The sequence below is a fragment of the Amycolatopsis aidingensis genome, assembly GCF_018885265.1.
Lineage (GTDB): Bacteria > Actinomycetota > Actinomycetes > Mycobacteriales > Pseudonocardiaceae > Amycolatopsis > Amycolatopsis aidingensis.
This window is the reverse complement of the sequence record NZ_CP076538.1, coordinates 1,831,162-1,849,107: the sequence shown is the minus strand read 5'-3', so window position 1 is coordinate 1,849,107 and position 17,946 is coordinate 1,831,162. Positions and strand designations below refer to the sequence as shown.

The 17,946-nt window shown below is 68.4% G+C and carries 19 protein-coding genes; 3 read left to right on the top strand and 16 right to left on the bottom strand.

Translation table 11 applies throughout. From position 1 onward, the window contains the following. Nucleotide 1: 1 nt before the first annotated feature. The 5 genes from dhaK to nucS form a co-directional block, all read right to left on the bottom strand. Entirely contained in the window at nt 2-1,003 is a 1,002-nt protein-coding gene (gene dhaK / locus KOI47_RS08780; RefSeq protein WP_216215491.1) for a dihydroxyacetone kinase subunit DhaK, read from the bottom strand. Between the two features lie 81 nt (nt 1,004-1,084). Then, nucleotides 1,085-2,068: a DUF3558 family protein gene (locus KOI47_RS08775; protein ID WP_216215490.1), complete on the bottom strand. Its 984-nt coding sequence runs from the start codon at nt 2,066-2,068 to the stop codon at nt 1,085-1,087. A 47-nt stretch (nt 2,069-2,115) separates the two neighbouring features. Next, on the bottom strand, nt 2,116-2,388 hold the full coding sequence (locus KOI47_RS08770; protein ID WP_216215489.1) for a hypothetical protein: 273 nt from the start codon (nt 2,386-2,388) through the stop codon (nt 2,116-2,118). Between the two features lie 12 nt (nt 2,389-2,400). Further along, the gene (locus tag KOI47_RS08765) at nt 2,401-4,101 is read right to left on the bottom strand and encodes a sodium:solute symporter family protein (protein WP_216217193.1); all 1,701 of its coding nucleotides are present in this window, start codon (nt 4,099-4,101) and stop codon (nt 2,401-2,403) included. Between the two features lie 263 nt (nt 4,102-4,364). Further along, complete coding sequence (nucS, locus tag KOI47_RS08760; RefSeq protein ID WP_216215488.1) at nt 4,365-5,024, bottom strand: endonuclease NucS; 660 nt, start codon at nt 5,022-5,024, stop codon at nt 4,365-4,367. 109 nt (nt 5,025-5,133) lie between these two features. Between nucS and KOI47_RS08755 the strand changes: the two genes are divergently transcribed. After that, nucleotides 5,134-5,682 carry an NUDIX domain-containing protein gene (locus tag KOI47_RS08755; protein WP_216215487.1) on the top strand — a complete coding sequence of 183 codons (549 nt, stop codon included), beginning with the start codon at nt 5,134-5,136 and terminating at the stop codon, nt 5,680-5,682. An 18-nt stretch (nt 5,683-5,700) separates the two neighbouring features. Here KOI47_RS08755 and KOI47_RS08750 read toward each other — a convergent pair whose 3' ends face one another. From KOI47_RS08750 to KOI47_RS08725, 6 genes are all read right to left on the bottom strand, one after another. After that, a complete protein-coding gene (locus KOI47_RS08750) occupies nt 5,701-6,474 on the bottom strand; it encodes an enoyl-CoA hydratase-related protein (RefSeq protein ID WP_216215486.1) in 774 nt (257 codons plus the stop codon). 31 nt (nt 6,475-6,505) lie between these two features. After that, entirely contained in the window at nt 6,506-7,318 is an 813-nt protein-coding gene (gene ehuA, locus KOI47_RS08745; RefSeq protein ID WP_216215485.1) for an ectoine/hydroxyectoine ABC transporter ATP-binding protein EhuA, read from the bottom strand. Nucleotides 7,319-7,358: 40 nt separating this feature from the next. Then, nucleotides 7,359-8,018, bottom strand: coding sequence for an ectoine/hydroxyectoine ABC transporter permease subunit EhuD (gene ehuD, locus KOI47_RS08740; RefSeq protein ID WP_216215484.1), 660 nt, complete (start codon nt 8,016-8,018; stop codon nt 7,359-7,361). A gap of 3 nt (nt 8,019-8,021) precedes the next feature. Continuing rightward, nucleotides 8,022-8,729, bottom strand: coding sequence for an ectoine/hydroxyectoine ABC transporter permease subunit EhuC (gene ehuC / locus KOI47_RS08735; RefSeq protein ID WP_216215483.1), 708 nt, complete (start codon nt 8,727-8,729; stop codon nt 8,022-8,024). Nucleotides 8,730-8,740: 11 nt separating this feature from the next. Continuing rightward, entirely contained in the window at nt 8,741-9,649 is a 909-nt protein-coding gene (gene ehuB, locus KOI47_RS08730) for an ectoine/hydroxyectoine ABC transporter substrate-binding protein EhuB (protein ID WP_232376838.1), read from the bottom strand. Nucleotides 9,650-9,852: 203 nt separating this feature from the next. After that, complete coding sequence (locus KOI47_RS08725) at nt 9,853-11,877, bottom strand: protein meaA (protein WP_269756700.1); 2,025 nt, start codon at nt 11,875-11,877, stop codon at nt 9,853-9,855. A gap of 127 nt (nt 11,878-12,004) precedes the next feature. Between KOI47_RS08725 and KOI47_RS08720 the strand changes: the two genes are divergently transcribed. Next, the gene (locus tag KOI47_RS08720) at nt 12,005-12,628 is read left to right on the top strand and encodes a LysE family translocator (RefSeq protein ID WP_216215481.1); all 624 of its coding nucleotides are present in this window, start codon (nt 12,005-12,007) and stop codon (nt 12,626-12,628) included. Here KOI47_RS08720 and KOI47_RS08715 read toward each other — a convergent pair. Together KOI47_RS08715 and murA are read right to left on the bottom strand one after the other, a co-directional pair. After that, nucleotides 12,625-13,047 (bottom strand): pyridoxamine 5'-phosphate oxidase family protein, encoded by a 423-nt coding sequence (locus tag KOI47_RS08715; protein ID WP_232376629.1) that lies wholly within the window; start codon nt 13,045-13,047, stop codon nt 12,625-12,627. The two genes, KOI47_RS08720 and KOI47_RS08715, sit on opposite strands and share 4 nt — an antisense overlap. A 99-nt stretch (nt 13,048-13,146) precedes the next feature. Continuing rightward, the gene (gene murA, locus KOI47_RS08710; protein ID WP_216215479.1) at nt 13,147-14,421 is read right to left on the bottom strand and encodes a UDP-N-acetylglucosamine 1-carboxyvinyltransferase; all 1,275 of its coding nucleotides are present in this window, start codon (nt 14,419-14,421) and stop codon (nt 13,147-13,149) included. Between the two features lie 126 nt (nt 14,422-14,547). Between murA and KOI47_RS08705 the strand changes: the two genes are divergently transcribed. Continuing rightward, nucleotides 14,548-15,426: a glycosyl hydrolase gene (locus KOI47_RS08705; RefSeq protein ID WP_216215478.1), complete on the top strand. Its 879-nt coding sequence runs from the start codon at nt 14,548-14,550 to the stop codon at nt 15,424-15,426. Nucleotides 15,427-15,537: 111 nt separating this feature from the next. Here KOI47_RS08705 and KOI47_RS08700 read toward each other — a convergent pair whose 3' ends face one another. The 3 genes from KOI47_RS08700 to atpD all read right to left on the bottom strand — a co-directional run bounded on the left by KOI47_RS08700 (nt 15,538) and on the right by atpD (nt 17,946). Beyond that, entirely contained in the window at nt 15,538-15,957 is a 420-nt protein-coding gene (locus KOI47_RS08700; protein WP_408629925.1) for a DUF2550 domain-containing protein, read from the bottom strand. A 39-nt stretch (nt 15,958-15,996) separates the two neighbouring features. Continuing rightward, on the bottom strand, nt 15,997-16,362 hold the full coding sequence (locus KOI47_RS08695; RefSeq protein WP_216215476.1) for a F0F1 ATP synthase subunit epsilon: 366 nt from the start codon (nt 16,360-16,362) through the stop codon (nt 15,997-15,999). A 150-nt stretch (nt 16,363-16,512) separates the two neighbouring features. Next, the gene (atpD, locus tag KOI47_RS08690; RefSeq protein ID WP_216215475.1) at nt 16,513-17,946 is read right to left on the bottom strand and encodes a F0F1 ATP synthase subunit beta; all 1,434 of its coding nucleotides are present in this window, start codon (nt 17,944-17,946) and stop codon (nt 16,513-16,515) included.

The following is a 17,946-nucleotide window of genomic DNA, read 5'->3' as shown; positions in this document are numbered from 1 at the left end:
GTCAGACCCCCCAGCGCAGTGCCGCTGTGCGCACCGGCGCGTCCCACAGCCCGGTCAGCTCGTCGTCCAGCTTCAGCAGGGTCAGGCTGATCCCCTGCATCTCGAGGCTGGTGACGTAGGGGCCGACCAGCCTGCGCCGCACCACGATCCCCCGTTCCCCGAGCAGCCGCTCGGCGATCCCGTGCGCGAGGTACAGCTCCAGCTGCGGAGTGCCGCCCATCGAGTTGGTGAACAGCAGTACCTCGTCGCCGCGCTGGAACGGCAGGTCCTCCAGCACCGCGCCGAGCATCCGGTCCACCAGTGCGTCCGCGGACTCGGCCGGAATACGTTCCCGGCCGGGTTCGCCGTGGATCCCGATCCCGAACTCGATCTCGTCCGCGCCGAGCTCGAAGCTGGGCGCGCCGACGTGCGGCACCACCGGCGCGCTGAGCGCGACCCCGATCGAGCGCACCTGGCCGACCACCTTGCGCGCCAGTGCCTCCACCGCGTCCAGCGAGTCGCCCCGCTCGGCCGCCGCGCCGACGATCTTCTCCAGCAGCACGGTGCCGCCGACCCCGCGCCTGCCCGCGGTGAAGGTGGAGTCCGCCACCGCGACATCGTCGTCGATCACCACGCTGCGTACGTCAAGGTCCTCGGCCGCGGCCAGTTCGGCCGCGGTCTCGAAGTTGAGCACATCCCCGGTGTAGTTCTTCACCACCAGCAGGGCACCGGCAGCGCCGGTGGTCGCCGAGATCGCGGCCTGCACGGCATCCGGGGTCGGCGAGGTGAACACCGGGCCGGGTACCGCGGCGTGCAGCATGCCCGGCCCGACGAAACCACCGTGCAGCGGTTCGTGTCCCGAGCCGCCACCGGAGACCACGGCCACCCGCCCGGCCACCGGGGCGTCCGAGCGCACCACGACGGCCGGATCCTGCCGCACCTGTACCAGGTCGGCGTGGGCAACGGCGAGACCGGCGAGCGATTCGGCGACCACCGCCGCCGGATCGTTGATGATCTTCTTCATACGGCCCTCCAGCGCGGGTAGCTGACGGACCCTTCCTACCCTCCACGGCGCGCTCGCGCCACGCGCGGCCGGGATGGACGCTCAGGCTCCTGGCAGCGAACCGAGCACCTGCTTCGCCGTGTCCACCGCCTTGGCACAGGAATCCTCGCCATCGGCTTCCTGCGCCGTGTAGCTGCTGTACTCCAGCTCGGCCAGTTCGCCCTGGTTGTCATCGAGCGGGCGGTGCATCCAGGTCACGGCGCACTGGCCGCCGCTGGCCAGCGACTTCTGGTAGCCGGTGACCCCGCCACCGAGGTCGACCTCGGTGCCGTCATCGGGCGCGTAGCCGAGCCGGAACCGCAGCATCACCTCCGGGCCGGATCCGGACCAGCGGCAGGTGTGCAGGTTGGCGTTGCGCTGCTCCACCTCACCCGGCAGCACCTCGGCGATCAGCTCGTCCCCGATGCCGGTGCAGGGATCGACCCCGACCAGTGACCCCTCGGCCTCGGCGAGCCGGGGCGGGTCCTGGTGTATCGCCTGGATCACCTTGCGCAACGCGGTACGCCCGGGTGCGCACGGGTCGCCGCCCTCGTAGTCGACCTGCGCCGTGATGCCCAGCCCGTCCTCCTTGGACGTCTGGGCGGTGACGAAGCAACTGGTCTCGTCCAGTTTGTTCTCGATCTGTGGCAGGCCCTCGACGTTGCCGGTCGCGGTGCGGGTGCCGCTGATCGACTCACCGAGCCGCAGGGACAGCAGGATGTGCTTGCCACCCGCGTCGGTGATCCTGGTGCTGCAGCCGTCCCAGCCGGAGGCGTTCACCTCACCGGGGGTGCCCAGCTCGCCGAGCAGCTCGGGAGTCAGCAGGCCGCAGGGGTCCACCGTGCGCAGTGCGGACACGGTGACCGCCGGATCGTCGATCGGCCCGGTCGGCACCTGCCCCTGCCCGCCGCCGGACTCCGCGGGCACCGTGGTGCGCTGGAAGTTGACCTTGCCGAGGTCCGGGCCGCAGCCTGCCAGCAGCAGCGCGAGCGCGGCCCCCAGTGGGAGCAGGCCGCGACCGGACCGGATGGGAACGCGAGAAAGCACGCCCTGCACGGTAGCGGCACCGCTCCGGTCGCGTCCGGCCAACCTGCTCATTCGCCTGCGGGCGAGCTGTCCTCCTCGGTCTGCTCCGGGACGGTCAGCGGGCGCAGCTTCACCCAGAGCACGAACGAGGCCGCGAACAACAGCATCCCGACGCCCGCCCACAGGTTGATGTTCACGCCCGCGGACTTGGCGATCTCCTCCTCGGTGGTGACCCCCAGCCCCATCACGGTGAGCACCGCGCCGTAGACGCCCATCAGCAGGGCGATCACCGTCCGGACGTCGAAGGCACCGGCGCGGCGGGTCCTGGGTTCGTTCGCCATGACGCACCCCTCCTAGAAGATGATGTTCAGCGCGATGGTGATGACCAGCACAATGCCCGCGAGCAGGCCGGGGTTGCGGTACCAGCCCGCGTCCTCGCCCGTGGACGAGTGAGTCCTGGTCGACTTCGGCGTCTCCGAGTAGACCAGCCCCGCCAGCTGGGCCACCGGCTTCGGCGTGGTCCGGTAGGAGACCACCACGCTGACCGCGATGTCCACCGCGAAGGCGGCCCCGGCGCCCACGAAGGCAGCGCCCTGGCCCGGCAGGTCCCATACCCCGGTCTCGGCGAGGATGAACACGCAGACTGCCGAGGCGGTACCGGTGACAAGACCGACCCAGCCCGCGGTCGGCGTCATCCGCTTCCAGAACATACCGAGGATGAAGGTGGCGAACAGCGGCGCGTTGAAGAAGGAGAACAGCTGCTGCAGGTAGTCCATCAGGTTGGCGTAGGTGGACGCGATGAACGCCGTCCCGATCGCCAGCACGGTGGCGCAGGCCGTGACGATCCGTCCGATCCGCAGGTAGTACCCGTCGGAGCGGCCCTTCTTCAGGTAGGCCTGCCAGATGTCGTAGGTGAACACCGTGTTGAACGAGCTGAGGTTGGCCGCCATCCCGGCCATGAACGAGGCGAGCAGCCCGGCGAGCGCGATCCCGAGCATGCCGTTGGGCAGCAGGTCCCGCATGAGCAGCAGCAGGGCGTCGTTGAAGTCCGCTCCGCTGCCCGAGGCCTGCCCGGCCAGCAGGGCCTCCTTGTTCTCGCCCATCAGCTCGGTGACCGTGACTCCGGCGATCATGCCGGGGATGATCACGATGAACGGCATCAGCATCTTCGGGAAGGCACCGATGATCGGGGTGCGCCGCGCCGCGGACATGCTCTTGGACGCCATCGCGCGCTGCACCTCGACGAAGTTCGTGGTCCAGTACCCGAAGGACAGCACGAAGCCGAGGCCGAAGACCAGGCCGAGCACGGAGAGGAAGTTGCTGCCGAACCCGGTGAGCTGGTTGCCTGGCCAGGAGCTGAGCTGCTCGGCGCCGCCGGGGCTCGCGGTGACCTTGTCCACCAGCCCGTCCCAGCCGCCGACCTTGTACAACCCGACGATGGTGAGCGGCAGCAGCGCGGCCACGATCACGAAGAACTGCAGCACCTCGTTGTAGATCGCCGCGGACAGCCCGCCGAGCGCGGTGTAGGCGAGCACGATCACCGCGGCCAGCAGCACCGACACCCAGATCGGCCAGCCCAGCAGCAGGTTCACCACGCTGGCCAGCAGGAACAGGTTCGCGCCCGCGATCAGGATCTGGGCCGTGGCGAAGCTGATGCCGTTGACGAGGTGGGCGGGCCTGCCGAACCGGCGCAGCATGAACTCGGGAACGCTGCGCACCTTGGAGCCGTAGTAGAACGGCATCATCACGATGCCGAGGAACAGCATCGCGGGCACGGCGCCGATCCAGAAGTAGTGCGCGGTCGGCATGCCGTACTGGGCCCCGTTCGCGGACATCCCCATGACCTCGATGGCCCCGAGGTTCGCCGCGATGAACGCCAGCCCGGTCACCCAGGCCGGCAGGGACCGGCCGGAGAGGAAGAAGTCCAGGCTGGTGGACACCTGCCGCCGGGCAAGGTAACCGATGCCGAGCACCAGGACGAAATAGAACGCCAGTAGCAAGTAGTCGACCGCGTTCGCGTCGAGGCGCAGGTCAGCCTGGGCCAGCACGTGCAACCGACTCACCTCCCGAGTCGCACATCATCCAACAACAAACACCACAATCGAGCTGACCGCGCACACTACTGCATGACAGGACACCCGTGAACGCACCCGGGCCGATGTTGTCCTGTCTTGACATGACTCGCCCGCCGAGCGCGCAAAGATCACCCGCTCGGCGTGTTTGCTCGCCACGCGCACGAGTTTGCTCGCCACGCGCACGAGTTGGCCGTCGGCGTAGCCGAGTTTGCCGTTCGCGTAGTCGAGTTTGCGTTTCGCGTCTAGAAGAGGCGGAACTCGTCCGGTTCGATACCGCGCAGGGCGTCGTAGTCGAGGGTGACGCACCGGATCCCGCGGTCCTCGGCCAGCGTGCGCGCCTGCGGCTTGATCAACTGCGCCGCGAAGACGCCGTGCACCGGGGCCAGCAGCGGGTCCCGGTTGAGCAGTTCGAGATAGCGGGTCAGCTGCTCCACCCCGTCGATCTCGCCGCGCCGCTTGATCTCCACCGCGACCGAGGCGCCCTCGGCATCCCTTGCCATGATGTCCACCGGGCCGATCGCGGTCGGGTACTCCCTGCGCACCAGCGAGTACCCCTCGCCGAGGGTCTGGATGTGCTCGGCCAACAGCTCCTGCAGATGCGCCTCGACCCCGTCCTTGACCAGGCCGGGCTCGGCGCCGAGCTCGTGCGAGACGTCCTCCAGCACCTCCTCGATGCTGATCACCAGTTTCTCGCCGGACTTGTTCTCGACGATCCACAGGTTGCCGTCCTCGATCAGCCAGCACGGAGGGCTCATCCAGTTCAGCGGCTTGTAGGCACGGTCGTCGGAGTGCACCGACACCGACCCGTCGGCCTTGACCAGAAGCAGCCTGGTGGCCATCGGCAAATGGGCTGTGAGCCTGCCGGCGTAGTCGACCTGGCACCGGGCGATTACTAAACGCACGGTCGTTGAGACTAGGCGACGGCCACACCGGCCGGAGCGAAGGGTAGGACGGCGGGTGTTCCGCTCCCGCACATCCCGCGGCAACCTCCATGAACGACATACTGACGAGGTGCATCGCATCGAACGCATCGGCTCCCGCGAGGTCTACCGCAACAACTGGATGACCCTGCGCGAGGACGACATTCGCCGACCGGACGGCTCTCCCGGCATCTACTCCTTTGTCGACAAGCCGACCTACGCGCTGATCATTCCCCTGGACGGGGACCGGCTGTGCCTTGTGGAGCAGTTCCGCTACCCGCTCGGGCTGCGGCGGTGGGAGTTCCCGCAGGGCACCGCGCCGGAGCTCGCCGACGTCCCCGTACCCGAACTGGCCGCGCGGGAGCTACGCGAGGAAACCGGGCTGCGCGCCGGTTCCATCGTCGACCTCGGCAAGCTGGACGTGGCCCCAGGGCTGAGCAGCCAGCGCGGCCACGCCTTCCTGGCCACCGACCTCGAGGCAGGCGAGCCGGAGCGGGAGCAGGAGGAGCAGGACATGCGCATGGCCTGGTTCGACCGCGCCGAGTTCGAGGCCATGGCGCGCAAGGGCGAGATCACCGACTCCCAGTCCCTCGCCGCCTACTTCCTGCTGCTCCTGCACCAGGGCAGCCAACCGCTGTGAGTGGCCCGCTCATGGCAGTCAGTCGGGCCAGGATGGGGTGCGCTTTTCCAGGAAGGCGGCCATGCCCTCGCGGGCGCCGGGCAGCTGTGCGGCCGAGGCCATGACCTCCAGCGCGATGGCGTAGGCATCGGACTCCGGCCGGTCCAGCTGGGCGTACAGGGTCTGCTTGCCGAGCGCCTTGCTCGCCCTGCTGCCCCGGGCGGCCCGGCCCAGCAGGTCGGCGACGGCCTGGTCGAGCTCGCCGTCCGGGACCACCCGGTTCACCAGGCCCCAGTCCAGCGCCGTTGCCGCGTCGATGGCCTCGCCGGTCAGCGCGAGCTCCATCAGCCGCTTCCGCCCGACCGACCTGGCGACCGGGACGGCGGGGGTGTGGCAGAACCAGCCGCCCTTGCCCCCGGGCAGCGCGAAACCCGCCGACTCGCCGGCCACCGCCAGATCGCAGGAGGCCACCAGCTGGCAGCCAGCCGCCGTGGCCAGCCCGTGCACCCTGGCCAGCACCACCTGCGGCACCGACTGGACGGTGCGCATCAGCTCGGTGCACAGCCGCAGCAACTCGCGCACCTGCATCAGGTCCCGCGCGGCCACGTCGGCGAAGTCGTGCCCGGCGGAGAACACCGGCCCGGCACCGGCGAGCACGACGCCGGTGGCATCGGTCTCGGCGGTCTCCCGGAACGCGGCGAGCAGCTCGCCAAGGTGCTCGGCGGACAGCGAGTTACGCCGCCCCGGCCGGTTCATCGTGATGGTGACGGTGTCGCCGTCCCGTTTCAGCAGCAGGTGCTCGTACTCGCCCATACCTCGACGGTAGTACGGCGACCCCGCCGAATCACGTCTCGTCGATAACCGAGCGCAGGAAGCTGCGGGTGCGGTCGTGCTCCGGCTCGTTGAAGATCCGCTCCGGCGTCCCGTCCTCGATGATCCCGCCATCGCAGAACATCAGCACCCGGTTCGACACATCCCGCGCGAACTTCATCGCGTGCGTGACCAGCAGCATGCTGACGTCGGTGTTGCGCGCGATGTCCCGCAGCACGTCCAGTACCTCGGCCGCGATCTCCGGGTCCAGTGCCGAGGTGACCTCGTCCATCAACAGCACGTCCGGGTCCACCGCCAGCGCCCTGGCGATGCCGACCCGCTGCTGCTGCCCGCCGGAGAGCTGGGAGGGGTGGGCATCCAGCTTGTCGCCGAGCCCGACCATCTCCAGCAGCTCCTTGCCCCTGGCCTCGGCCTCCTCCCGCGGCTGGCCGAGCACGTGGATCGGCGCCTCGGTGACGTTGCGCAGCACCCGCATGTTCGGGAACAGGTTGAAGTGCTGGAACACCATGGTGATCCGGCGCCGGACCTTACGGATATGCGCCTCGCTGGCCGGAACCAGCTTCCCGTTGCGCTGCTCGTGGAACAGGTACTCACCGTCCACATTGATGGTGCCGCTGTTCGGCCGTTCCAGGGTCATCAGCAGCCGCAGGATCGTGGTCTTGCCGGAACCACTGGGCCCGATCAGGGTGACCCGCTCGCCGGAGCCGACCGAGAACGAGAGGTCGTCCAGCACCACGTTGCTGCCGAACTGCTTGCGTACCTTGTCGAAGACGATGAACTGGTCGTTCTTTGCGGTACCCGACGACGCCTCGGTTGCCTCGCTCATCTCTCAAGTTCCTCTCATGCAGATTTGTGGGGAGCGCAGGCTAAGCGCGCACCGTGCCGAACTTGCGCTCCACGATGCGTGCGCCCCAGGCCATCACGAGCGCCACGATCAGGTAGAACAGGCCCATCGCGGTGATCGGCTCCGCGTACCGGAACGTGTCCGAACCGATGCTCATCGCCAGCCCGAGCATTTCCAGCACGGTGATGGCCGCCAGCTGCGGGGTGTCCTTGAACATCGCGATCACGTAGTTGCCAAGCGCCGGAATGACCCGCGGGATCGCCTGCGGCAGGATCACGCTGGTCCAGGTACGCCGGGTGGACAGGTTCAGCGCGGTCGCCGCCTCCCACTGGCCCACCGGCACGTTGTCGATACCGGACCGGTACACCTCGGAGGTATAGGTCGCGTAGTGCAGTCCGAGCGCGAACGCGCCGGTCAGCAGTGGCGAGACGCTGATCCCGATGAGCGGCAGCACGTAGAAGAAGAAGAACAGCTGCACCAGCAGCGGGGTGGACCGGATGAACTCGATCAGGAAACCGATCGGCCACCGGATCCAGGCCGAGTCGCTGCGCCGTAGCAGCGCGAACACCAGGCCGAGCACCAGCGCGATGACATAGCCGAACGCGGTCGCGATCAACGCGGTGACCAGGCCGTCGAGCAGCGTGGGAACCGAGTCCCAGACGAGGCTCCACCGGAAATCCATGCGTCACACCCCCTGCGGCTCGGCGGACTGGCGTTTGAAGATGCGGGCGATGGCGCCCGGTGGCACCTGCCTGCCGAGCTTGCGCGAGGCTATCCGCTCCAGCCAGCGCATCAACGCGGTGAAGATCAGCGCGATCACGCCGTACCCGACGAGCAGGCCGAGGAACACCGCCGTGGTGTCCCCGGTGGCGTTCCGGATGAGGTTACCCGCGAACGTCAGGTCGGGCAGGTACACCAGCGAGACCAGCGCCGTCGCCTTCAGCAACTCGATCAGGTTGTTCGAGAACGGCGGGATCATCGCCACGACCGCCTGCGGCAGGATCACCTTGCGCATCCGTTGCGCGGGCGTGAAGTTCAGTGCGATCGCCGCCTCGGTCTGTCCGCTGGGGACAGACTGCACGGCGCCGCGGACCACCTCGGCGGCATAGGCACCGATGTTCAACGCCAGCGCGAGGGTGCCCGCGAACAGCGGGTCGAGCTGGTACCCGAAAGCCGGGATGACGAAGATCAGCCAGAACAGCAGGACCAGCGCGGGGAACCCGCGGAAGATCTCGGTGTAGAGGAAAGCGATCCCGCGTAGCAGCCTGCTCCCGCTCAGCCTGGCCAGGCCGGCGGCGAACGCGAAGACCAGCCCGAGCGCGGCGCCGTAGACGGTCAGCTGCAGGGTAACCAGCAGGCCTTCCCAGAGGTACTCGACGAATCCGGATGACATCGGCCCGCCCCCTAAACGACTTCCGGAGCCGAGCACAGCTCCTCGGCGGTCAACTCGGTCATCTCGTTCTTGGAGAAACCATGCGGCTGGACGATCTCCAGCACCTCGCCCTGCGCCTTCATCGCCGCCAGCTCCCGGTTGAACGCGTCCACGATGTTGGTCTCGCCCTTGCGGAAGCCGAATCCGCCCGCGCCGTTCTGCTGCACTCCCTCGATCACCACGAAGAAGGTCTCACCGATCTCCAGCGGTGCGCCCGGCCGCTCCTGCAACGCCGCGTTCAGCGAGAGCCGGGTGAGCATCAGCGAGTCGGCACGGTTGGCGAGCACCCCGTCGATCCCGGATGCCTGATCGGGAAAGACCACCACCCGGTCGCGCGGAATGCCGAGCGCCAGGGAGTACCGTTCCTCCACCGAACCGGTCAGTACCCCGATCCGGGCGCTCTGGTGGTCCCGAACGCTCTTCAGATCGGTCAGCCCGAGCGGGTTGCCCGCGGGCAACAGCAGGGCCTCCGGGGCGTTGTAATCAGGATTAGTGAATTCGATCTCGGCGCACCGGGCCGGGGTGATGTACATACCGGCCGCGATCACGTCGAACAGCCCCGCCTTGAGCCCCGGGATCAGCGACCCGAAGTCGGCCAATCGCGGCTCGAACTCGTCGATGCCCAGCCTGCGGAACACCGCCTTACCGACCTCGGGTGCCTCGCCGGTCAGCTCGCCTTCATGGTTGATGAACCCGAACGGACGCTCGTTGGCGAACCCCATGCGGACCACCCCGCGATCCCGCAACCGGTCGAGCAACTGCCCGCCATCGCCTCTCGCGGCTATGTTGACCGAGGTGCATCCACTCGTGACAAGTCCGCCGCCCAACGCGACGGCGAGGGCGCCCCCAGCGCTACCACGGAGGAATCTGCGGCGGGACACATCTGCATCACTCACGCGTATTGACTCCTGCCTGCTCAATCGACTCCCGAGCCAGGGAAGCAGCTAGGGAGGGATCTCGTTGCGACGACCCTAGGCAGTTCACCTGAAAGGGTCAAAAGGGCGTTTAATGTCCACTATGGACCCTACACTCGGCAACGGCGAGCTGACCAGCAGGTTTAGCATGATCGAATCGAATGTTACAATTACGCGACGGGCAGACCTTGGGACTCCCGTACCACATTGACGATTTCGGCCATGATGTCGGTGAGTTCGTAGTCCTTGGGGGTGAACACCCGGGCAATACCCCGATCCAGCAGCGACCGCGCATCGTCGGCCGGAATGATCCCGCCGACGATCACAGGTATGTCCGCCGCACCCGCCGTGCGCAGGCCATCCACCACCTCGGGCACCACCTCGAGATGCGAGCCGGACAGTACCGAAAGCCCCACCACGTGCACGCCCTCCTGCACGGCCGCGGCCACGATCTGTTCCGGGGTGAGCCGGATGCCCTGGTAGATCACCTCGAACCCGGTGTCCCGCGCCCGCACGGCCACCTGCTCGGCGCCGTTGGAATGCCCGTCCAGCCCGGGCTTGCCGACCAGCATGCGCAGCTTCTCCCCCAGTTCCGCGCCGGTCGCCTCGACCATGGCCCGCACCCGCTCCACCTCGGCGGCCCCCTCCCCGGAGATCGAGGCCGCCGCCACGCCGGTGGGTGCCCGGTACTCGCCGAAGGTCTCGCGCAGGGCGCCTGCCCACTCCCCGGTGGTGACCCCGGCCGCGGCACAGGTGAGGGTGGCCTCGAACAGGTTCGCGGTGGTGCCCGCCGCCGCGCGCAGCTCCGCGAGTGCCCGCTCCACCGCGGCGTTGTCCCGCCGCTCCCGCCACCGCTCCACCGCGGCCACGGCCTGTTTCTCCGCCACCGGATCGACGGTCTCGATCGCATCCACACCCTCGGCCTGCAACGGGCTCGGCTCGGTCGTCTCGAACCGGTTCACCCCGACCAGCACCCGGTCACCGGACTCCACCCCGCGCCGGTACTCCGCGAGCGAGGCGACCAGCTGGGACTTCATGTAGCCGCTCTCCACCGCGGCCACCGCCCCGCCGAGCTCGAGCACCTGGTCGATCTCGGTGCGGGCGCCCGCCATGATCTCGCCGACCTTCGCCTCCACCACCCGGGAGCCGTCGAAAAGGTCCTCGTACTCCAGCAGGTCGGTCTCGTAGGCGAGCACCTGCTGCATGCGCAGCGCCCACTGCTGGTCCCACGGCCGGGGCAGGCCCAGCGCCTCGTTCCAGGCAGGCAGCTGGATCGCCCGCGCCCGCGCGTCCCTTGACAGCGAGACGGCCAGCATCTCCAGCACGATCCGCTGCACGTTGTTCTCCGGCTGCGCCTCGGTCAGGCCGAGCGAGTTGACCTGGACGCCGTACCGCAGCCGCCGTGCCTTCGGGTCGGTCACCCCGTAGCGGTCGCGGGTGATCTCCTCCCACAACGCCGCGAAGGCGCGCATCTTGCACATCTCCTCCACGAACCGCACCCCGGCGTTGACGAAGAAGGAGATCCGCGCGACCACCCGCGCCATGTCCTCGGCGGCGACCTGCCCGGAGTCGCGCACCGCGTCCAGCACGGCGATCGCGGTGCACAGGGCGTAGGCCACTTCCTGGGTGGGCGTCGCACCGGCCTCCTGCAGGTGGTAGCTACAGATGTTGATCGGGTTCCACTTCGGAACGTGGTGCACCGTCCAGGCGATCATGTCGGAGATCAGCCGCAGGCTGGGTCCCGGCGGGAAGATGTAGGTTCCGCGGGAGAGGTACTCCTTGATGATGTCGTTCTGCGTGGTGCCGGTGAGCTGCGCCAGCACCTCATCCACATCCCGGCCGTCCGCCTCGGCCTGCTCCCTTGCCACGGTCACGTAGAGCGCGAGCAGCCACATGGCGGGCGCGTTGATCGTCATCGAGGTGTTCGCCTCGGCCAGCGGAATGCCCTCGAACAGCTGGCGCATATCGCCGATATGCGAGATCGGCACGCCCACCTTGCCGACCTCGCCCTTGGCCAGTTTGTGGTCGGGGTCGTATCCGGTCTGGGTCGGCAGGTCGAAGGCCACCGAGAGCCCGGTCTGCCCCTTGGCGAGGTTGCGCCGGTACAACTCGTTGGAGGCCGCTGCCGAGGAGTGGCCCGCGTAGGTCCGCATCACCCACGGGCGATCGCGCTCACGGTCCGCTGGATAGGGCACGGGCAACCTCCCGATCGACGACCCGCCCATCATACTCGCCAGTAACATCCGGCGCGGAGTGGAATGAGCCACCCGGCCAGGAAAATCACTCACCCGACCGGCGGTACACCCGCTAGCGTGAGAAGCCGTGACGTGGGGTGCCTACAGCAGCTATCTGGTCTTCGTCGTGCTGGTCGTACTGGCCCCAGGACCGGACACCATGGTGGCGCTGAAGAACGCGCTGGCGGGTGGCGCCCGCGGCGGACTGCTCGCGGTCTGCGGGATCACGGTGGGCAACCTGATGCAGGGCACCGCGGTGGCACTGGGGCTCGGCACCCTGATCGTGCACTCCCAGCCGGTGTTCACCACCCTGCGCTGGGCCGGTGTGGTCTATCTCTGCTACCTGGGCATCCAAGCACTGCGCGCGGCATGGCGCGGCGACTATGGAACGGCAAGCGCGACCGGCTCGCGCGCCTCCGGTTTCCGGCGCTGGCGCGAGGGATTCCTTTCCAATGTCACCAACCCGAAGGTGCTGGCGCTCTACCTTTCGGTGCTGCCCCAGTTCCTCGACCCGGCCAGCACGAGCACCCTGGACGCCCTGCTGCTCGCCTACACCGTCAGCGTGCTCGGCGGGCTCTGGCTGCTGCTGTTGATGTTCTTCGTGCACCGGGTGCGCACCTGGCTGCGCCGCACCCGGGTGCGGCGCAGCCTGGACGCGGTCACCGGCACCGCCCTGATCGGCTTCGGCGCGGCGCTGGCCGCGGAATCCTAGCCCAACTCCACCCCGGTGTAGTCGGTGCTGAGCCACTTCTCCGGGCGCATCCGGACGATCACCTGGCTGTCCGCGGGGATCCCCGAGACGAACCGCTCGGCCTGTTCCCTAGGCAGGTACCTGGCCGCGATCGCCACCTTCCGCTCGAACGAAGGCTCTTCCTCGAAAGCCACCACCGGGCCCTCGGCGGTCACGTACTTGTACGGCATCTCGCCCTGCTGCACGCACAGGCTGAACCGCCCGGCCTCGCGCAGCAACCGCTCCTTCAGCGAGCCGATCTCCATCATCACCACCACATCGCCACCCGGCTGGTAGTCGTACCAGATCGGTACCGCGAGCGGCGCCCTTCCCTGCCTGGTGATGGCGATCAGGCCGACCCGCACCTCGGCAAGGAAGGCCATCCGGTTCTCGCTGCTCATGGTCAGGGACATCCACTACCCCGCATCCGTCGATCGGCGCGCCGCGGCTCGGCGCTCACCAAGCACAACCCGCCGGGTAATGATCGTGTTCCGTGCGGTTCAGGAACGTTCCGGCTCGGTGGAGACCCGCTCGATCCGGGCCCCGAGGCGGTTCAGGTTCTCCACGAAATGCGGGTAGCCGCGGTCGATATGGAACACGTCCCAGACCTCGGTGACCCCGTCGGCGCACAGGCCGGCCAGTACCAGCCCGGCCCCAGCCCGGATGTCCGATGCCCACACCGGCGCGCTGGACAACGTGTCCACCCCGCGGACCACGGCGTGGTGCCCGTCGGTGCGCGCGTCCGCGCCGAGCCGGACCATCTCCTCGATGAACCGGAACCGGGCCTCGTACACGTTCTCGGTGATCATCGAGGTGCCGTCGGACACCGCGGACAGCGCGACCGCGAAGGGCTGGAGGTCGGTGGCGAAGCCGGGGTAGGGCAGGGTCACGAAGTCCACCGACACCGGCCGGTCGGCCTGCACCACCCGGAAGCCCTCCCCATCAAAGGTCTCCACCTCGGCACCGGCGAGCCGCAGCTTCTCCAGCACCAGGTCGAGGTGATGTGGGTTGACCCCGCGCACGGTCAGGTCTCCCCTGGTCATCGCGGCGGCGAAGGCCCAGGTGGCGCCGACGATCCGGTCTCCGATCACCCGGTGCTCGGTGGGGTTCAGCCGGTCCACCCCGTGCACGGTCAGGGTGGAGGTGCCCGCGCCCTCGATCTTGGCGCCCATCTCGGTGAGCATCGTGCAGATATCCGAGATCTCCGGCTCCCGGGCGGCGTTGTCGATCACCGTGGTGCCCTCGGCGAGCACGGCGGCCATCAGGATGTTCTCGGTGGCGCCCACACTGGGGAAGTCCAGCCAGATCTGCGCGCCATGCAGCCCGTCCGCCTTGGCGACCACGCAGCCGTGCTCGATCGTGCTGGTGGCGCCCAGCTTGCGCAGCCCGTTCTGGTGCATGTCCAGCGGCCGCGAACCGATGGCGTCCCCGCCTGGCAGCGCCACCACGGCGCGCTTCAGCCTGCCAACCAGCGGGCCCAGCACGCATACCGAGGCGCGCAGCTTACCCATCGCGGGCGAGTCGGCGTGATGCGAGAGCTCGGACGGCGTGGTGATGGTCGCGGTGTCCCCCGCGATGGTGACCTCGCAGCCGACACTGCGCAGCACGTCGGCCATCAACGGGACGTCCAGGATCTGCGGGCAGTTGGTGATGGTCGTGGTGCCCTCGGCGAGCAGTGCCGCCGCCATCAGCTTGAGCACGCTGTTCTTGGCCCCGACAACCTCTACCTCACCGACCAGCCGCGCGCCACCATGCACGTCGAAGTGCTCACTCATGGGCGCTAATCATGCCTGCCACGCGTAGCTACGTGATGAGCAGGGCGCGGAACACACCCTGGACGCGGCCATCCGGCTCTGTTATCCATTTACCAACTATTAACGAAGCTTGAGGGAGAAACACGAATGCTGGGGTACACGGTCGCGGCCCTCACCGTCATCGCGAGCACCATCACGGCACCGGCCACGGCGGCACCCGCCACGCCGCTGTGCGGGGCCGCCTTCGCCACCGAGTCCAGGGGCGAGACCTACCAGGAGGCCTTCGAACGGGTCGACGGCTACTACGGGCTGGAGTCCGTGCGGGTCTTCTACCCCGGCCTGCCCCGGCACTGGCCGGGCAAGCTGGACGCGGGCAACCGGACACTCACGGTGTCCTTCAAGGCCGATCCGGCGAGCGTGACGGCGGGCAGGCACGACGAGCACTTCCGCACCTGGTTCGCAGAGGCGCCCCGGGACGTGGACGTCTACTGGAGCTACTTCCACGAACCGGAGGACAACATCCTGAAGCGGGGCGAGTTCACCGCGGCCGAGTACCGGGCCGCCTGGCGGCACCTGCACGAACTGGCCGCAGAGGCGGGCAATCCCCGGCTGCACCCGACGCTGATCCTGATGAACTGGACCGCGGACCCGGACTCGCGGCTGAACTGGCGGGACTTCTACCCCGGCGACCGCTATATCGAGGTGCTGGCCTGGGATGCCTACAACCAGATCACCGGGGTCACCAGGAAGTACCGCTCGGCCGAGACGGTGTTCGGCGATGTGGTCCGGGTGAGCAGGCAGGCGGGTAAGCCGTTCGCGATCGCGGAGACCGGCAGCGCGCTGGCGACCGGGGACGACGGCAGCGGCAGGGCCGAATGGCTACGGGAGATCACCGGCTACCTCACCGACCGGGGCGCGCGCTGGGTGCAGTACTTCGACCTGGACTTCACCGCACACGGTCATTCCGACTACCGCCTGCGCGACCGGGCAGGCAAGGCGGCCTGGCGCGAGTTCTGCGCCGGCTGACCCGCCACCCCGCACCCAGCAGGTGCCCTGAACGTGGCGTTTGGGTCGTCAGATGTCGCGAACGGCACATTTGAGACGTCTACCGTCTCGAAAGCCACGTTCAGGGCATGGTCAGCTGGCGCGGGGAATGCGCCGGCCGGGCGGGGCGGATTCCAGCCAGGACAGGAAACCGGTCAGGGCGCCAGGGCCCATCGCGATCTCGATGGGCTCCTGGCGGTCGGACTCGCAGCGCAGGACGGTCGAGTCGGCGGGTACGGCGTAGGATTCGGTGCCGATCGGCTCCCTGCGGTCGGCGATCTCCAGATAGTCCCGGTGGAACACCCGGTCCGGCCCGGTGCGCAGGCTCCACACCCGGTGCCAGACGAACTCCTCACCGCGGTACCGGCCGATACCGAGATGCCAGCCGGAGCGGGCGCGGTCAGGCCGCCAGCGCAGGGCCACGCTCACCCCGCCGAGTTTGCGCATCCGGACCCATCGCAGCAGGTACCAGCCGGCGAGCGTGAGCAGCACGAGCAGGAGCCCGATGACCATCAGTGCGATACCCACGGCCGGCTCCCGCTCGTCGCTCGATCAGACCGACTGCCCGGCGGCGCGCAGGCGCCCGCTCGCTCTGGCGCGTTCGGCCTCGTCCTCCACACTCAACGCGGCCCGCGCGGCGTCGATGTCGATCTCCTCGGCGAGCTCCGCGCTCTCGGCGAGGATGCTGACCCCCTCGGCGGTCACCGAGAGGAACCCGCCGTGCACCGCGGCGGTGACCGTCTCACCGTCGGTGGTGGTCACTCGCACGACCCCACCCTCGACCAGCTGACCGAGCACCGGTTCGTGGCTCGGCATGATGCCGATCTCACCCTCGGTGGTCTGCGCCACCACGAAGGTGGCCCTACCCGACCAGAGGCGACGCTCGACCGCGACAACCTCCACGGACATCTCAGCCACGTAGCTCTCCTTCACATCGGGTGGTGCCTGCACCCAGTGTAACGGCTGAACCGCAGGTACCGGGTTCCACTATTCGAACGACGGAGCCGGAACATCCCACTGTGTACATTGTGGACACCGTGGACGCCGGCCCCGCCGCTCGGGAGTGGCTCACTTCTTGGTGATTTCGTGGTACTTCTTCTCGAGGTCCTCCAGGCCACCGATCCCGAGGAACGCCTGCTCAGGGTAGTGGTCGAAGTCACCCTTAGTAATCTTGTCGAAGGACTCGATGGTCTCCGACAGCGGCACCGTGGAGCCGGGGATCTGCGTGAACGCCTCGGCGACCAGCATGTTCTGCGAGAGGAACCGCTCGATCCGGCGGGCCCGGTTCACCGTGAGCTTGTCCTCCTCGGACAGCTCGTCCATCCCGAGAATCGCGATGATGTCCTGCAGCTCCTTGTACTTCTGCAGGATCCGGATCACCTCGGAGGCCACCCGGTAGTGGTCCTCACCGACGATCGCCGGGTCCAGGATGGTGGAGGTGGAGGCCAGCGGGTCCACCGCGGGGAAGATGCCCTTCTGGAACACCGACCGGGACAGCTCGGTGGTCGCGTCCAGGTGGGCGAAGGTGGTCGCGGGCGCCGGGTCGGTGTAGTCGTCCGCAGGGACGTAGATCGCCTGCATCGAGGTGATCGACCGGCCCCGGGTCGAGGTGATCCGCTCCTGCAGCGTGCCCATCTCGTCGGCCAGCGTCGGCTGGTAACCCACCGCCGAGGGCATCCGGCCGAGCAGGGTGGAGACCTCCTGGCCCGCCTGGGTGAACCGGAAGATGTTGTCGATGAACAGCAGCACGTCCTGGTTCTGCACATCGCGGAAGTACTCCGCCATGGTCAGCGCGGACAGCGCGACCCGCATACGGGTACCGGGCGGCTCGTCCATCTGGCCGAAGACGAGCGCGGTGTCGTTGATGACCCCGTCCTCGCTCATCTCGAGGAACAGGTCGGTGCCCTCACGGGTGCGCTCGCCGACCCCGGCGAACACCGAGGTGCCACCGAAGTTCCTGGCGACACGGGTGATCATCTCCTTGATCAGCACCGTCTTGCCGACGCCCGCGCCGCCGAACAGGCCGATCTTGCCACCCTGCACGTACGGGGTGAGCAGGTCGATGACCTTCAGGCCGGTCTCCAGCATCTCCGTCTTGCCCTCGAGCTGGTCGAAGGCAGGCGGCTTGCGGTGGATACCCCACCGCTCAAGGTCGGCGCCGTAGCCCGGCTCGTCAAGGCAGTCGCCGAGGGCGTTGTAGACGTGCCCCTTGACCTTGTCGCCGACCGGCACGGTGATCGGGCCGCCGGTGTCGGTGACCTCGGCGCCACGCACCAGGCCGTCCTGCGGCTGCAGCGAAATGGTCCGCACCATGTTGTCGCCGAGGTGCTGGGCGACCTCCAGGGTCACCGTCTTGCGCAGCTGCTCGAACCCGATGTCGACCTTCAGCGCGTTGAACTGGTCAGGTACCGCGCCCCGGGGGAACTCGACGTCGACGACCGGGCCGGTCACCGAGACGATCCGGCCCTTGAGCGCGGTTGGGGCGGTTTCAGTGGCAGTCAT

Excerpts from the sequence above, each read along its gene's own strand:
- dhaK (WP_216215491.1), bottom strand. The coding sequence starts at position 1,003 with ATGAAGAAGATCATCAACGATCCGGCGGCGGTGGTCGCCGAATCGCTC.
- KOI47_RS08770 (WP_216215489.1), bottom strand. The coding sequence starts at position 2,388 with ATGGCGAACGAACCCAGGACCCGCCGCGCCGGTGCCTTCGACGTCCGG.
- KOI47_RS08750 (WP_216215486.1), bottom strand. The coding sequence starts at position 6,474 with ATGGGCGAGTACGAGCACCTGCTGCTGAAACGGGACGGCGACACCGTC.
- ehuA (WP_216215485.1), bottom strand. The coding sequence starts at position 7,318 with ATGAGCGAGGCAACCGAGGCGTCGTCGGGTACCGCAAAGAACGACCAG.
- ehuD (WP_216215484.1), bottom strand. The coding sequence starts at position 8,018 with ATGGATTTCCGGTGGAGCCTCGTCTGGGACTCGGTTCCCACGCTGCTC.
- ehuC (WP_216215483.1), bottom strand. The coding sequence starts at position 8,729 with ATGTCATCCGGATTCGTCGAGTACCTCTGGGAAGGCCTGCTGGTTACC.
- KOI47_RS08715 (WP_232376629.1), bottom strand. The coding sequence starts at position 13,047 with ATGAGCAGCGAGAACCGGATGGCCTTCCTTGCCGAGGTGCGGGTCGGC.
- murA (WP_216215479.1), bottom strand. The coding sequence starts at position 14,421 with ATGAGTGAGCACTTCGACGTGCATGGTGGCGCGCGGCTGGTCGGTGAG.
- KOI47_RS08705 (WP_216215478.1), top strand. The coding sequence starts at position 14,548 with ATGCTGGGGTACACGGTCGCGGCCCTCACCGTCATCGCGAGCACCATC.
- KOI47_RS08700 (WP_408629925.1), bottom strand. The coding sequence starts at position 15,957 with ATGGTCATCGGGCTCCTGCTCGTGCTGCTCACGCTCGCCGGCTGGTAC.
- atpD (WP_216215475.1), bottom strand. The coding sequence starts at position 17,946 with ATGACTGCCACTGAAACCGCCCCAACCGCGCTCAAGGGCCGGATCGTC.